Here is a 13352-nt window from a genome sequence, read left to right as displayed (position 1 = left end):
TAATTGTTCCTAAGTAAGGAGAAATGAAATGGCGGCTATAGATGATTATAGAAATAAGATTGATGAAATAGATAAAGAGATAACACGACTTTTTGAAGAAAGAATGGATATAGTAATAAAGGTAGGAGAATATAAAAAACAGAATAATTTACCTGTTTTCAATAAAGCTAGAGAAGATGAAGTTATTGAGAAGAATATAGGATACCTTAATAATAAAGATTATGCCGAAGGGTTGAAACAATTTTTTATTAATATTATGAATATTTCTAAAGATTTAGAAGATAAAGAAGTAAAGGGAGATATAAGAGCTACGACTATAGATAAGTTTGAAGAAAAAAATGCGAAAAGTGACATTAAAGTTGGCTTTTATGGTGTTGCAGGATCATTTTCAGAAGAAGCAATGATTAAGCATTTTGGTAAGAAAGATGATGCTAAGGCGTATGATGAATTTGAGGATGTATTTTTAGCAGTAAAAAATGGAGAAATTGATTATGGAGTTTTACCAATTGAAAATTCTTCAACTGGTGCTATTTCACAGGTTTACGATCTCTTATATAGGTACGGATTCTATATAGTTGGAGAAGAGTGCATTAAAATTGATCAAAATCTAATTGGGATTAAAGGAACAAAATTAGATAATGTTAAAGAAGTATATTCACATCCACAGGGGTTTGAGCAAAGTACTGATTTTTTAAAAGAATATAGTAATTGGAAAAAGATACCTTTCCATAGTACTGCGGATAGTGTTAAACTTGTTAGTGATTTACAAGATATGTCAAAGGTTGCTATTGCAAGTAAAAGGGCAGCTGATATATACAATTTAAGCATAATAAAAGAAAATATAAATAATAGAAGAGAAAATTCTACAAGATTCATAGTTATATCAAAGGAATTAGAATTAGATAACAGTTGTGACAAAGTAAGTGTTGTATTTTCTCTTGAGCATAAAGCAGGTACTCTATATAAATTATTAAGACACTTTGCAGAAAATAATATAAATATGATGAAGATTGAATCAAGACCTATGGAAAAGGGAGCATGGAAATATTTTTTATATGTAGACTTTGAGGGAAATCTTGAAAATGAACAAGTTAAAAAGGCATTGAATTTAATCGAACAAAGCAGTGCGTATTTTAAACTCATTGGTGGATATAGGAAATACTGTTAAAAGGGGGCATTAATTTGGAATTTTACGGATTAATAGGAGAAAAGTTATCTCATAGTCTTTCACCTAAAATTCATAATACACTTTTTAAAGATTTAAAAATAGAAGGGGCATATAAGCTTTTTGAAGCTGAAAAAGAGAATTTAGGTAAACTTATAGAATCAATAAAGCTTCTTAAAATAAAAGGAGTTAATGTAACTATTCCTTATAAGCAAGATGTAATGGAATATTTAGATTTTATATCGGATGAAGCTAAAAAAATAGGAGCAGTAAATACTATTTATTTAAAAGATAATAAGTTATATGGGTACAATACAGACTATTATGGTTTTGGAACTATATTAAATAATAATGAGATTGTTATAAAGGATAAGATTGCAATGGTTCTTGGAAATGGTGGAGCGGCTAAGGCTGTTATTACTTATCTTTTAGATCATGGCATTAAAAGGATTTACTTAGTTTCAAGAAAAATCAAAGAGAATTCTATAGATAAAGACGAAAGAATAGAATTTAAAACTTATGAAGAAATATCAGAGATAAAAGGTGACATTTTAATTAATACCACTCCGCTTGGCATGTATCCTAAAGTTGATGCTACTCCTGTTAATGAGGATATAATAAATAACTTTAATTCATTAGTAGATATAATTTATAACCCTAAAGAGACGAGATTCCTAAAAATAGGAAAAACTTTAAATAAAAAAGTATGTGGTGGTATTGAAATGCTAGTAGGGCAAGCTATAAAGGCGGAAGAAATATGGCAGGGATGCCAATTAGATAATAAACTAACTCAAGGTTTATATTCAATATTTGGAAATGAATTTAAGTAGGTGGCATATATGAAAAATAAAGTAGTATTCATTGGAATGCCTGGATGTGGAAAGAGTACAATTGGTATATTAGTAAGCAAAGAATTAAAAATTAACTTTATTGATATGGATAAGTATATTGAAAATATGACATCTAAAAATATACCTGAACTTTTTGAACAAGGAGAAAATTATTTTAGAGATTTTGAATCTTTAGCTTGTAGAGAATTAGCTAAAGAGAGTAATATCATAATTTCTTCAGGTGGTGGAGTAGTAAAAAGAAAAGAGAATATAGATGTATTGAAAGAAGAATCGTTTATTATTTTTATTGATAGACCATTGGGAGAGCTTTTAGGAGATGTGGATATATCAGAAAGACCTTTACTTAAAGAAGGTAGAGAAAAAATAATTAAGTTGTATGAAGAGCGCTATGAATTATATAGATTATGTGCAGATAAAATAATTAGAAATGATAGAGAAATTGGAAATATAGTTAATGAAATAAAAGAAGTTATTCTAGATAACTTAGAAATGAATTAAGTATATAAGATGCAATAATAAACTTATTTTTGAAATTCTAGTAAGCCAAATACTGAACTAGAAGAAAGTGTAGAAACTCAATTGCAATGTACACATATATGTTATGGTGAAAATCTTACATTGTAATTTTATAGAATTAATATAATTTACTATCACAACTTATGTTAAGAAGGCTCGCTAACTAAATAATTTATTGTAATATACATTATAGTTAAAAAAATATAAATGCTGAAGGGAGGGAGTATTAATGAAGATAATGGTAATAAATGGACCAAATTTAAATATGGTTGGAGTTAGAGAAAAAGGAATTTATGGCACTAAATCTTTTGAAGATATATGTGAATATATTAAAGAAGAAGGCAAAAAAAGAGGACATGAAATAACCTTATTTCAGAGTAATTGTGAAGGTGAAATAATTGATGAACTTCAAAAAGCATACTTTGAAAATTATGATGGGATAATAATAAATCCAGGAGCTTATACTCATTATAGTTATGCAATTCATGATGCAATAAAAGGAATAAATATTGATACAGTAGAAGTGCATTTGTCCAATGTGCATGCGAGAGAAGATTTTAGAAAGAAATCTGTAACAGCACCCGCTTGTATAGGACAGATGTGTGGATTTGGAGAAGATGGATATATATTAGCTATTAAGGCGCTAGAATTGAAAAAGATGTCTAAATAGTTTATATTATATATAGGAAGCTCGGCCTATTCTATTCGATGAGGAGAAAGTTCTCAACTAATTTTGGAGTTGAGCTATCTATTTGTAGTACAGAAGTATAGTAGAAAAAAGAAAAGTAAAAAATTAAAAAGTAGTACAGGAGGAAATTAAGATGATAATTATTATGAACACAAAAGCAAGTGAGGAAGATGTAAGGAAGGTAAAGGCAGTAATTGAATCAAAAGGATTAGAAGCTCATCTTTCTAAAGGAGACACATATTTTATAGTAGGAGCTGTTGGTGATACTTCAATATTAGATCCTAAAAAATTACAAGTATTAAAAGGTGTGGATAGGGTTATGAAGGTTCAAGAACCTTTTAAGAAAGCAAACAGGATATTTAAGCCTGAAGATACAGTAGTTAATATTGAGGAATCAATAGTTGGCGGTGGAAGACTTGGAATAATGGCTGGACCGTGTTCTGTAGAAAGTGAAGAACAAATTGTTGAAATCGCAAAAAGAGTAAAAGCAGCAGGAGCTAACTTTTTAAGAGGTGGGGCGTTTAAACCAAGAACTTCACCTTATAGCTTTCAAGGTTTAGAGCTTGAAGGATTAAAACTTTTAAAAACAGCAAAACAGGAAACAGGACTTCCTATAGTAACAGAACTTATGTCTACTGATTACTTAGATACTTTTGTTGAAGAAGTGGATATGATTCAAATTGGTGCTAGAAATATGCAAAATTTCGATCTATTAAAGCAAATAGGTAAAACAAATAAACCAATACTATTAAAGAGAGGTTTATCTGCAACTATAGAAGAATGGCTTATGTCAGCAGAATATATCATGGCAGGTGGAAATGAAAATGTAATTCTTTGTGAAAGAGGAGTAAGAACATTCGAAACTATTACAAGAAATACATTAGATTTGCAAGCAGTTCCAGTAATTAAGAAATTATCACATTTACCTATAATTGTTGATCCAAGTCATGCAGGAGGTTATGCTTACTTGGTAGAACCAATGGCAAAAGCAGCAATTATAGCTGGGGCTGATGGACTTATGATAGAAGTTCATAATGATCCTGAAAATGCACTAAGCGATGGACAACAATCACTTACTCCAGATCAATTTGATGTGCTAATGAGTAAAGTTAAAGCTGTAGCAAAAATTGAAGATAAGCAAATCTAATTCTATATAAGGGAGCTATAGATATGAAAATAGTAGTTGTAGGTCTTGGAGTAATTGGGGGATCATTTACTATGGCTTTAAAAGAAGCTGGGTATAATGATGTTTATGGAATAGATATTAATGAAGAATCTTTAGAAAAAGCTAAAAAACTTGGATTAATAAGAGAAGGCTTCAAAAACGGAGAAGAAGTAATTAAGAGTGCAGATTTTATAATTATTTCATTATATCCTAGATTAGTTAAGCAATTTATTATAGATAATAAAAGCAATTTTAAAGATGGTGCAGTAATAACGGATGCTACTGGAATTAAAAAAATGTTTATAGAAGATATTGTAAATATATTACCGGAGAATATAGATTTTGTTTTTGGCCATCCAATGGCAGGACGGGAGAAAAAAGGAATAGATTTTGCAAGTAGCCAAGTTTTTAAAGGTGCAAATTATATTTTAACACCGGTTTCTAGAAATAAAGAAGAAAATTTAAACATGGTAGAAGATCTGATTTATAAAATTGGATTTAAAAGAGTTAAAAGAATAACTCCAGAATATCATGATGAAATGATTGGCTACACAAGTCAGCTTCCGCACTCATTAGCTGTAGCACTGGTAAATAGTGATGTTGAAGGAAGAGAAACAGGAAGTTTCATTGGAGATAGTTATCGAGACCTAACAAGAATTGCTAATATAAATGAAGATCTTTGGAGCGAACTTTTCCTTGGAAATAAAGAGAATCTATTAAAAAGCATTGAAAATTTTGAAGTAGAGTTGGATAAAATAAAAGATGCAATAAAAGATGATGACAAAGAAACTTTAAAAGAGATATTTATAAAGTCTACAAAGAGAAGAGAGAAGCTATAAATAATAGACGATATATTTGTTATATAAGATTATAACAGATATATCGTCTATCTTCTTTATTCAGTAAAACTAGACGAATGAGATTGAATTCATAGAGTGTGAATAAAAATAATATTATTTAAATTTAAATGATATAACATATTATTGATAAGTGATATATAGTGTTATATAATTGAATACAGGAGAGTAATTTATATTAATAAAGTAAATAGCAAAATAATTATTAATATAGTTAGGGGGAGATTACAATATCGTTTTTTATAGGAATAGATATAGGTGGTACAAATTTAAGGTCAGCAGTTATATCCAAGGAGGGAGGTATAGTACAGATATTTAAAGTTGAAAACGAAGTGCAAAAGGGGGCAGCTTATAACTTAAATAAATTAGTTAATCAAATAAAGGGACAATGGAGCAGTTATGAAATAGAAAAAGTGGGAGTAGGTGCACCAGGACCATTAGATTTAAAAGTAGGTAAATTATTAAACCCTGTTAATTTAAAAGGATGGGAAAACTTTAATATAAAAGAATATCTAAGTGAGAAATTGGGATTACCTGTTCAAGTTAATAATGACGCTAATGTAGCAGGGCTTGCAGAAAGTTTAGTTGGAAGTGCTAAAGAATGCGAATCGGTATTTTATATAACGGTTTCTACTGGAGTTGGCGGCGCATTAATTATTGATAAGAAGATTATAAATGGAGCACATAGTCAAACAGCAGAAATCTACAACATGATAATAAATGAGGACAAGTATAGTCACGCAGGTACAAATAAAGGCGGACTTGAAGGACAATGTAGTGGTGTAAATATAGCTAGAATAGCATCAGAAGCATATGGAAAAACATTAAGCACAAAGGAAGTGTTTGATCTGTATAAAAGCAATGATGAAAAGGCTGTCCAGGTAATAGAAAAATGGATTAACAATATTTCAATTGGTATAGCTAATGTGATAGCTGTAGTAGATCCAGAAACTGTAGTTATTGGTGGAGCAGTATTAATATATAATACTTACTTGCTACCTAAAATTATTGAGTGTACTAAGACTAAGGTTTCAGATCCATCTATTGTTGATATAAGAATAGCGCAAATTGGTGATAATGCAGGCCTTATTGGTGCCGCAATGTTATAGAAGAAAATACTATTTTATAAATATTTAACGTATGGAGAAAATAACATAATTTAAATAAAGAAATCTAGGAGGCATAAGATGAGTATACAATTCAAGTTCCCAGAAAACTTTTGGTGGGGATCAGCAACATCAGGTCCACAAAGTGAAGGACGATTTAATAAAAAGCATGATAGTGTATTTGATCATTGGTTTGATATAGAACCAGAAGCATTTTTTAATGGAGTAGGCCCTAATGTAGCATCAAACTTTTATAACAGCTATAAAGAAGATTTAAAATTGATTAAAGAAATAGGTTTAAATAGTATTAGAACATCAATTCAATGGACAAGATTAATAAAAGATTTTGAAACTGGAGAAGTAGATGAAGATGGTTTAAGATTCTATAATGCTGTAATAGACGAATGTATTGCAAATGATATCCTTCCAGTTATGAATCTACACCATTTTGATTTACCAGTTGAATTATATGATAAATATGGCGGATGGGAATCAAAACATGTAGTAGATTTATTTGCATTGTTTGCAAAGAAGTGCTTTGAGTTATTTGGAGATAGAGTTAAACATTGGGCAACATTTAATGAACCTATGGTTGTAGTTGAAGGTGAATATTTATATCAATTCCATTATCCAAAGATAGTTGATGGGAAAAAAGCAGTGCAAGTTTTATATAATCTAAATTTGGCATCAGCAAAGGCTATAAAAGAGTTTAAAGAATCAGATTGTAGTAAGAATGGTGGGAAGATTGGTATTATTCTTAATTTAACGCCTTCATATCCAAGATCGCAAAATGAAGAAGATGTAAAAGCAGCTAAATTCGCAGAAGATTTCTTTAACAATTCATTTTTGAATCCAGCTATAAAAGGTGAGTTTACAACAGATTTAGTTGAAGTTTTAACCAAAGATAATGTAATATGGGAATCAACAGAAGAAGAATTAGAAATAATAAAGAACAACACAATTGACTTCTTAGGTGTTAACTATTACCAACCAAGAAGAGCAAAAGCTAAGGAAGAAAAATTCGACGATTCAAAAGGTTGGATGCCTAATAAGTATTTTGACGATTATGAAATGCCTGGAAGAAGAATGAATCCATATAGAGGATGGGAGATATACCCACAATGTATGTATGATATAGCGATTAATATAAGAGATAATTATAACAACATTCCATGGTACATATCTGAAAATGGTATGGGAGTTGAAGGGGAAGAAAAATATATAAATGCAGATGGAGTTATAGAAGATGATTATAGAATAGAGTTCTATGAGGAACATTTATCATATCTTCATAAAGGGATAAGTGAAGGATCTAATTGTTTTGGTTATCATACATGGACTCCAATCGACTGTTGGTCATGGGCTAATGCATATAAAAATAGATATGGATTTATTGCTGTAGATTTAGCTACTCAAAAGAAGACAATTAAAAAATCAGGAAGATGGATTAAAGAAGTAGCAAAAAATAACGGATTTTAGATAGAAAATTATATTTAACAATCAAATGGCTGTCTCAAAACAATAATCTTGAGACGGCTATTTGAATTATATTATAACTAGATTTAAATGTAGAGGTGATTTTTCAATGAGAAAATTTATGGTTTTTGATATAGGTGGGAGCTCAGTAAAATGGTCTGTAATTAACGAAAATGGAGAATTTATTGAAAATGGGAAGTTTAATGTTCCAAGTGATAAAGAAGAGTTTTTTTCTAAGTTATCAATAACAACCAATGAAATGAAGGGAAAATTTGACGTTAAAGGAATTGCAATAAGTGCTCCAGGAGCAGTTGATAGTGAAAGTGGATTAATAGGAGGAACAAGTGCTATTCCATATATACATGGGCCTAACTTTAAAGAGATTTTAAATGAAAAGACAAATTTAAACGTTGAACTTGAAAACGATGCTAATTGCGCAGCACTTGGGGAATGTTGGCTTGGAGCTGGGAAGGACAATAAAGATTTAGCATTTGTTGTATGTGGATCGGGTATAGGTGGAGCAATAGTTAAGGATAAGAAGATTCACGGTGGCGTTCATAAGCATGGAGGAGAATTTGGCTACTGTTCAATAATCTGTGAATTAGAGGGACAACTTAAATTTGCTAGCTGGAGCAAGGTTGGATCTACCACAGCATTAGTAAGAAAAGTTGAGAAATTAAAGGGATTAGATGAAGGAAGCCTTGATGGGGTTAAAGTTTTTGACTTGTGTAATAATGGAGATGAGATAGCAATTAATGAAGTTAATAAATATTATTTTATAATGGCAGCAGGAATATATAACATTCAATATACTTATGATCCAGAAGTTATTATTTTAGGTGGAGCAATAAGTGAAAGACCAGAATATGTTGAGGAAATAAATAAGAGAATCGACATACTTATGAGCAGTTATTTGGAAGGAAAAATAAAACCAGTTTTAAAAACATGCGTATTTGGAAATGATGCTAATAAACTAGGTGCATTATGTAATTATCTTCAAAGAGAAAAAAATCTATAAATTACAGTAGTAAATTATTTATAATGACTGAGCTATCTTAAAAGGAAAGTGATTCTTAGATGCACTATTTAAAGATTGGCAATTGATCACTTTATCATTAATTTTAAAATAACTCAGTCTTCTCTTTGCTTATGATAATAGATTATCCTAAATGTTCAGTAGATTGATTATATATCTGCGTATATAATTTTATGCTATTAGTTTTTAAAAGTGGAAATACAGCTGAAAACTATAATAGTTATTCTGAGTATACTTCCTTACCTAAAACTAATACCTTTTTTATATTTATATCATCATCAAACAATATCAAGTCTGCATCATAGCCTTCCTTGATCTGCCCTTTATGATCCTCAACTTTACAATGTTTAGCGCCATTATAAGATGCCATTTTTATTACTTCATAAAGTGGTAAATTAGAGTTTTTGTATACATTTTTTACTGCTTTATCAAGGGTAAGAACAGAACCAGCTAAAGCACCATTTTTTAAACGTGCTTCACCATCATTAACAATAACATCTTGCCCTCCTAAGGAGTAGTTACCATTAGGCATGCAGCAAGCCATCATAGCATCAGATATTAATAAAACATTATCAGTACCTTTTTGTTTGTAAGCAATTCTTAAAGCTGGATATGAAATATGAATTCCATCTGAAATAGTTTCAGTTGTTATATCACTGTCAAATACAGCTCCTACTACTCCTGGATTTCTGTGAGTTAAAGGAGTCATAGCATTAAAAAGATGAGTTGCATGGCAAGCACCACATTCAATAGCTTCCATAGTCTCTTCATAAGTAGCACTACTATGCCCTAATGAGCAGACTATTCCAATTGAGGATAAATACTTAATAAGTTCTTTAGCACCTTCAACTTCTGGAGCTAATGTTATAGATATGATAATATCCTCATAATCCTTAACTATATCATTGTAAGTTGAAATAGATGGCATCAAAATATAGTTGGGATTTTGAGCACCAATTGCTTTCGGACTTACAAACGGACCTTCTAAGTGTACTCCAAGAATATGTGCACCGTCTGAACCTTTTTCTTTTACCCTTTTAATTGAGTCTAAAGATTTTCTTATATCGTTCACAGCAACAGTCATAGTTGTAGGAGTGAATGAAGTTGTTCCGTGTTTAATTATAGTTTTAGAAATGGTATTAATTGATTCACTGGTACCGTCCATTGTATCTGAGCCTCCTGCGCCGTGTATATGAACATCAATAAAACCAGGTGAAACATATAGACCATTTGCATCTAAAATGCTGTCTGTATCTATATTGGACGGATTTATCTCTTTAATTTTCCCATCCTCAACTAGAATTGAACCTTGTTCTATCTTGTCTAGGTAAATTATATTACAATTTCTTATTAACATATTTCTTCTCCTTTTAAGTCAAATTTCATATATTATAGTAAGTGGATATTATCAGTTTATATATTCAGTATATAGCATGTATAAAGAATTTTTCAAGTGTATGTTGACAGAATTAAAAGAATAAATTATAATTCTTATAGTGGTAATTACCACTTGGAAAGTATTAATTATTTAAGGAATTATAGAATTGAAAGTACTTAAAAGAAGCGTTTAAAGGAAAGTTTAAATTATTTGATTTATATTTTCTTTTGCGTACAAGAATAGTATAATTGTTGGGAAAACTACTAGAGCTAAAAGAGGTGCACTTATGAGTACGATAAATAAAAATTCTAATATTCCTTTGTATGTTCAACTAATGAATATTCTCATTGAAAAAATAGAAAGCAGCATGGAAGAAAATGAAAAATTGGACTCCGAAAGAGAAATATGCAAAAAATATGCTGTTAGCAGAACTACAGTAAGAGAAGCATTAGACGAGTTGGAAAAAAATAATTATATTTATAAAGTTCAAGGAAAAGGAAATTTCATTTCGCCAAGAGTTGTAGAACAAGATTTAATAAAGGTATCATCTTTCACTGAGGAAATGAAAAAACGTGGAAAAAACCCGACTTCTAAATTATTAAATTTTGAGATAATGGAAGCCAACAGCAAAGTGTCTAAAAAATTAAATATAGAAAAGAACGAGCTTGTGTATAAAATCTCGAGAATAAGGATTGCGGATAACATTCCTATGATATATGAAATGACTTATTTGCCGTATGAAAGATTTAAGCAGCTTACTAAGGATATGATAGAAAAAAATCCATTATATGAGATATTAAAAAATACTTTTAATATTAATATTACATCTGCTGAAGAAGTAATAGAAAGTGTTTTAATAAACAAATTAGAAAGTGTTTATTTAGAAATACCTCAAGGGCAGGCAGGATTAAAGTTTGAAAGAATAGCATATGAGCAAAATGAGATTGTTGAATATACCATAACAATAGCGAGAGGAGATAAATATAGATACAGGGTTTGTTTAAAAAATTAACATCAAAGGAGCGTAATAATAATGAAGTTACTAGTAGTTAAAGATTATGAAGAAATGAGTGAAGTTGCAGCTAAAATATTTAAAGAGGTAATTTCTGAGAAAACAAATGCTGTCCTAGGACTAGCTACAGGAAGTACTCCTGAAGGTTTATATAAAAAGATTATAGAAATGAACAGAAATAAAGAAATAGATTTTTCTAATATAAAAACAGTAAACTTAGATGAATATGTTGGACTTGGAGGAGAAGATCCTCAAAGCTACAGATATTTTATGAATGAAAAGTTATTTAATCATGTTAATATAAATAAAGCAAATACATTTGTTCCAAATGGCTTAGCAAAAAATCTTGATGAGGAAGCTAAGAATTATGATAAAAAAGTGGATGAATTAGGTGGTATTGATATACAAATCCTTGGAATAGGTGCTAATGGCCATATTGCATTTAATGAACCAGATGATTTTTTAATAGCAGAAACTCATGTAACAGGTTTAACTAAAACTACAATAGAGGCAAATTCTAGATTTTTCAAATCTATAGAGGAAGTACCTACTAAGGCCTTATCTATGGGACTTGGTCAAATAATGAAAGCTAGAAAAATAGTATTGTTGGTAAGAGGTCAAGATAAAGCAGAAGCAATAAAAGGATTATTTAAAGGAAATATTACAACTCATAATCCAGCAACTATGTTACACATGCATAAAGATGTAACAGTAATAATAGATGAAGAAATGGCAAATGCAATTAAGTAATTGTAAAATAGGTGAAATTAAAATTTTAAACTATATTAAAATAACGGTAAGTTTTTTAATATAGTTTTTATTATTTTGAAGGAAATCAAGAATGATTTCTTTTTTTGTACAATTTATATCATATTTTAATATGAATTGTATGTTAGAGTTATGATGTTCAGCGATTTTTTTATTAGATGTATTTACCATGACTAGTAAAGTCATTATAAACAGTAGATTTTAATTGAATGAAGATACTAATAATTTATATATGTAAATATTATTTTATTGAACATATATAATTGCCTTATAATTAAACTTAATTTAAGTGTTTAATAATGTATAGAAATGATATAATTAATATATAAATGATATGATAAAGATGTATATAAGTTATACTGTAAGGAGAAAGGTGAATATAATGGCAAAATATGAGGAAATTGCTGAAGACATAAGAAATAGAATATTGAATGGTGAATATAATCCTAATGAACAGTTGCCTTTAGAAAAAGAAATGTGTGAATATTATGGGGTTAGTAGAATAACAATAAAAAAAGCTGTTGATGAACTAGTAATTCAAGGGTTAGTAATAAAGCGAAGAGGTTCTGGAACATTTGTAAAAGCTCTTGATGAAGAGGGGGTTCAGGAATTAAGTCTAGCAAAACAATTTGAAGGATTTTCAGAAGCTCATAAGGATAGAAAAGTAACATCTAAAATTATAAAATTCGAAGTAATTCACCCAACGGAAGAAATTGCAACTAAGCTAAAGATTACTACCGATGATTTTGTCTATTATGTAATAAGAACTAGATATGCGGATGATAGTCCATATGTAATTGAGTATACATATATGCCAATAGGCCTTATACCTGGCATAAAAAACGATATTTTAACGAGTTCAGTTTATGGTTACATTGAAAAAAATCTTAAACTTAAAATAAAAAGTGCTCATAGGATTATTCGAGCTATTTTACCAAATGAGTTGGAACAGGAATATCTAGAAATAGAAAATAACTTTCCAATATTGGAAGTAGAGCAGGTAGGTTTTTTAGACAATGGCCAGCCTTTTGAATTTTCAACAGCACATCATAGAAGTGATAGGATTGAATTCCGGACCGTAAGTATTAAATAAGATATAATTACTTTTATTACAATTATAATTGATGGAGTTAAAATAGAATTTCAAAAATTAAATAGAAAATAGTAGCTTGATGGAAAGTAGATTACGCTTTTCATTAAGCTTATTTTTTTCAACACTTTACTTAAACACTTCAATTAATCTTTTTTAAACTGTTGATTTTATTTACTAATGTATATAGAAATGACTAATTTGGGATGTTTTTGAATACAAACTGTTTTTTGGCATGATTATT

General features: G+C 29.5%; 13 protein-coding genes. 12 read left to right on the top strand and 1 reads right to left on the bottom strand.

Going from position 1 to position 13352, the window contains the following annotated elements; all coding sequences use genetic code 11:
* Nucleotides 1–28: 28 nt before the first annotated feature.
* The 9 genes from pheA (at nt 29) to F3K33_RS23270 (ending at nt 8842) form a co-directional block, all read left to right on the top strand.
* Nucleotides 29–1168: a prephenate dehydratase gene (pheA, locus tag F3K33_RS23310; protein ID WP_039769923.1), complete on the top strand. Its 1140-nt coding sequence runs from the start codon at nt 29–31 to the stop codon at nt 1166–1168.
* A 14-nt stretch (nt 1169–1182) separates the two neighbouring features.
* Nucleotides 1183–1995 (top strand): shikimate dehydrogenase, encoded by an 813-nt coding sequence (gene aroE, locus F3K33_RS23305; protein ID WP_039769925.1) that lies wholly within the window; start codon nt 1183–1185, stop codon nt 1993–1995.
* A 9-nt stretch (nt 1996–2004) separates the two neighbouring features.
* Entirely contained in the window at nt 2005–2514 is a 510-nt protein-coding gene (locus F3K33_RS23300) for a shikimate kinase (protein WP_023973925.1), read from the top strand.
* 247 nt (nt 2515–2761) lie between these two features.
* Nucleotides 2762–3202, top strand: a complete 441-nt coding sequence (aroQ, locus tag F3K33_RS23295) for a type II 3-dehydroquinate dehydratase (protein ID WP_023973924.1) — start codon at nt 2762–2764, stop codon at nt 3200–3202.
* Between the two features lie 151 nt (nt 3203–3353).
* Complete coding sequence (gene aroF / locus F3K33_RS23290; protein WP_023973923.1) at nt 3354–4367, top strand: 3-deoxy-7-phosphoheptulonate synthase; 1014 nt, start codon at nt 3354–3356, stop codon at nt 4365–4367.
* 23 nt (nt 4368–4390) lie between these two features.
* The gene (locus F3K33_RS23285) at nt 4391–5224 is read left to right on the top strand and encodes a prephenate dehydrogenase (RefSeq protein ID WP_023973922.1); all 834 of its coding nucleotides are present in this window, start codon (nt 4391–4393) and stop codon (nt 5222–5224) included.
* 248 nt (nt 5225–5472) lie between these two features.
* On the top strand, nt 5473–6351 hold the full coding sequence (locus F3K33_RS23280; RefSeq protein ID WP_023973921.1) for an ROK family protein: 879 nt from the start codon (nt 5473–5475) through the stop codon (nt 6349–6351).
* 78 nt (nt 6352–6429) lie between these two features.
* Nucleotides 6430–7827 (top strand): 6-phospho-beta-glucosidase GmuD, encoded by a 1398-nt coding sequence (locus F3K33_RS23275; RefSeq protein WP_039769927.1) that lies wholly within the window; start codon nt 6430–6432, stop codon nt 7825–7827.
* A 106-nt stretch (nt 7828–7933) separates the two neighbouring features.
* Nucleotides 7934–8842 carry an ROK family protein gene (locus F3K33_RS23270; protein ID WP_023973919.1) on the top strand — a complete coding sequence of 303 codons (909 nt, stop codon included), beginning with the start codon at nt 7934–7936 and terminating at the stop codon, nt 8840–8842.
* A 238-nt stretch (nt 8843–9080) separates the two neighbouring features.
* Here the strand turns inward: F3K33_RS23270 and nagA are convergent, their stop codons facing one another.
* A complete protein-coding gene (gene nagA / locus F3K33_RS23265) occupies nt 9081–10217 on the bottom strand; it encodes an N-acetylglucosamine-6-phosphate deacetylase (RefSeq protein WP_023973918.1) in 1137 nt (378 codons plus the stop codon).
* A gap of 307 nt (nt 10218–10524) precedes the next feature.
* Between nagA and F3K33_RS23260 the strand changes: the two genes are divergently transcribed.
* The 3 genes from F3K33_RS23260 (at nt 10525) to F3K33_RS23250 (ending at nt 13111) form a co-directional block, all read left to right on the top strand.
* On the top strand, nt 10525–11250 hold the full coding sequence (locus tag F3K33_RS23260) for a GntR family transcriptional regulator (RefSeq protein WP_023973917.1): 726 nt from the start codon (nt 10525–10527) through the stop codon (nt 11248–11250).
* Nucleotides 11251–11271: 21 nt separating this feature from the next.
* On the top strand, nt 11272–12000 hold the full coding sequence (gene nagB / locus F3K33_RS23255) for a glucosamine-6-phosphate deaminase (RefSeq protein WP_039769930.1): 729 nt from the start codon (nt 11272–11274) through the stop codon (nt 11998–12000).
* Nucleotides 12001–12400: 400 nt separating this feature from the next.
* Nucleotides 12401–13111, top strand: coding sequence for a GntR family transcriptional regulator (locus F3K33_RS23250; RefSeq protein WP_017211193.1), 711 nt, complete (start codon nt 12401–12403; stop codon nt 13109–13111).
* Nucleotides 13112–13352: the final 241 nt, after the last annotated feature.

Source organism: Clostridium beijerinckii, from assembly GCF_008705175.1.
Lineage (GTDB): Bacteria > Bacillota > Clostridia > Clostridiales > Clostridiaceae > Clostridium > Clostridium beijerinckii.
This window is presented reverse-complemented; position numbering and strand designations above follow the sequence as displayed.

What these genes read in the sequence shown, in the direction of transcription:
- pheA (WP_039769923.1), top strand. Translation starts at nt 29, where the DNA reads ATGGCGGCTATAGATGATTATAGAAATAAGATTGATGAAATAGATAAA.
- F3K33_RS23300 (WP_023973925.1), top strand. Translation starts at nt 2,005, where the DNA reads ATGAAAAATAAAGTAGTATTCATTGGAATGCCTGGATGTGGAAAGAGT.
- aroQ (WP_023973924.1), top strand. Translation starts at nt 2,762, where the DNA reads ATGAAGATAATGGTAATAAATGGACCAAATTTAAATATGGTTGGAGTT.
- aroF (WP_023973923.1), top strand. Translation starts at nt 3,354, where the DNA reads ATGATAATTATTATGAACACAAAAGCAAGTGAGGAAGATGTAAGGAAG.
- F3K33_RS23285 (WP_023973922.1), top strand. Translation starts at nt 4,391, where the DNA reads ATGAAAATAGTAGTTGTAGGTCTTGGAGTAATTGGGGGATCATTTACT.
- F3K33_RS23275 (WP_039769927.1), top strand. Translation starts at nt 6,430, where the DNA reads ATGAGTATACAATTCAAGTTCCCAGAAAACTTTTGGTGGGGATCAGCA.
- F3K33_RS23270 (WP_023973919.1), top strand. Translation starts at nt 7,934, where the DNA reads ATGAGAAAATTTATGGTTTTTGATATAGGTGGGAGCTCAGTAAAATGG.
- nagA (WP_023973918.1), bottom strand. Translation starts at nt 10,217, where the DNA reads ATGTTAATAAGAAATTGTAATATAATTTACCTAGACAAGATAGAACAA.
- F3K33_RS23260 (WP_023973917.1), top strand. Translation starts at nt 10,525, where the DNA reads ATGAGTACGATAAATAAAAATTCTAATATTCCTTTGTATGTTCAACTA.
- nagB (WP_039769930.1), top strand. Translation starts at nt 11,272, where the DNA reads ATGAAGTTACTAGTAGTTAAAGATTATGAAGAAATGAGTGAAGTTGCA.
- F3K33_RS23250 (WP_017211193.1), top strand. Translation starts at nt 12,401, where the DNA reads ATGGCAAAATATGAGGAAATTGCTGAAGACATAAGAAATAGAATATTG.